The sequence below is a fragment of the Candidatus Kurthia intestinigallinarum genome (assembly GCF_003991225.1).
Lineage (GTDB): Bacteria > Bacillota > Bacilli > Bacillales_A > Planococcaceae > Kurthia > Kurthia populi.
Map to the genome: position 1 here is coordinate 1 of NZ_JTFC01000233.1, position 1,318 is coordinate 1,318.

3 protein-coding genes are annotated in these 1,318 nt (G+C 37.8%); all 3 read right to left on the reverse strand.

The window, feature by feature from the left end; all coding sequences use genetic code 11:
* Window positions 1-240: 240 nt before the first annotated feature.
* From QI30_RS21330 to QI30_RS20110, 3 genes are read right to left on the reverse strand one after another with little or no spacing between them, the layout of a single operon-like run.
* A complete protein-coding gene (locus QI30_RS21330) occupies window positions 241-474 on the reverse strand; it encodes a helix-turn-helix domain-containing protein (protein WP_126992156.1) in 234 nt (77 codons plus the stop codon).
* A gap of 48 nt (window positions 475-522) precedes the next feature.
* A complete protein-coding gene (locus QI30_RS20105) occupies window positions 523-765 on the reverse strand; it encodes a hypothetical protein (RefSeq protein ID WP_126992113.1) in 243 nt (80 codons plus the stop codon).
* Window positions 755-985: a hypothetical protein gene (locus QI30_RS20110; protein ID WP_126992112.1), complete on the reverse strand. Its 231-nt coding sequence runs from the start codon at window positions 983-985 to the stop codon at window positions 755-757. The genes QI30_RS20105 and QI30_RS20110 overlap by 11 nt, the downstream gene beginning before the upstream one ends.
* Window positions 986-1,318: the final 333 nt, after the last annotated feature.

Genomic DNA, 1,318 nt, shown 5'->3' on the forward strand with positions numbered 1-1,318 from the left:
GAGGCTCTAGTTAAATTAATACTCCAGTCTGCCTTACATATTTCTAATTACGTCGTGTTCTTGTCTTGGGTGAGTTGGTAGTTTAGCGTTGTGGTTTTCTTAGTATTAGATGAGCTTAACGTTGCTTTTTATGGGGCTAGATAAGTTGTGTTTTCATTTAGGAGAGTAGAGCCCAGAGCGGGAGGCGTTCCGCAGGCCAGCTTGCTGGGCGAGGACCTTTTGTTTTGGATTTAATTCAATTTACTCAAGATCTTTAAATCTAGAATGGTTAAAGAAGTCTGGAACAGAGAGATTGAGTGCTTTAATGAGCTTGTGGATTGTATCAATGCGAGGATTTGTATCGCGTATATGGAGTACAGAATCCATAGTTGATTGGGTTAATCCGGATCGTCTTGCTAGCTCAGAAACGCTTAAATTTTGTTGCTGCATTAGTTCTTTGATGTGATCTCTAATGGCATTCGAAAATAGTTGCATGTTTGGTCTCCTTTAGAAACTTAACAAAAGTAGAAATTTCCACCTTTGTTAAGTAGATTTATTGAATCGTTGTGGTCGTTTTTCTTTTATGAAATTTGAGAAGAGTTGCAGTAATTCTTCTGTTTCTTCAATGGATAAATGGTGTGCGTCCAAGTACTTATCGAGTAATGCCCCTTTTTGGATGAGTATATGGCTACGTTGTTTACGGGATTCGGTCTGTTGTAGCTTGGTTACCTCAAGTTCTAAGCGATTTTTTTCAGCGATTAGTTTTTGTAAGTGATTAGCTGTCATGGCTTTGATCAGGTGCTGCTTTTGGTGTGTTGTAGTCTTGATAAAGTGTAGCGAGCGTATCAACTAAGTCGTCCAGTTGTTTTTTAGAAAGTTCTTCATGTTGAATATTTAATTTGGCTAAGAGTTGGCGTCCAATATGAGCGTTCATCTTTTCTTTTTCTTGACGGATTTGTTCTTTCATTTCTTCAAGCTTATCGAGTTTTTTACGAATCTCATTCATGATTGTTGCTCCTCTCATTCTTGAATATTATTTTAACAATATTAGAGCATAAAAGAGAAAATAATTCAAATAATAAGAGATTTGTGATAATATCGCTAATAACAAGGGCGCTAATAACAAGGGCGCACTTATACACCATCTGTACGCTACGCTTCCATTTGGTGTATGTGCGAAAACATGGTCACGCTTCACGTGAAAAACTCGCTAGCGCTCCTGTGGAAAGAGGGATGCTTGATGGCAATTTATCATTTTAGTATGCAAGTCATTTCTAGAGGTAAAGGACAATCAGCAATTGCCAGTGCAGCTTATCGAAGTGGAGAACAATTATATAGT

Excerpts from the sequence above, each read along its gene's own strand:
- QI30_RS21330 (WP_126992156.1), bottom strand. The coding sequence starts at position 474 with ATGCAACTATTTTCGAATGCCATTAGAGATCACATCAAAGAACTAATG.
- QI30_RS20105 (WP_126992113.1), bottom strand. The coding sequence starts at position 765 with ATGACAGCTAATCACTTACAAAAACTAATCGCTGAAAAAAATCGCTTA.
- QI30_RS20110 (WP_126992112.1), bottom strand. The coding sequence starts at position 985 with ATGAATGAGATTCGTAAAAAACTCGATAAGCTTGAAGAAATGAAAGAA.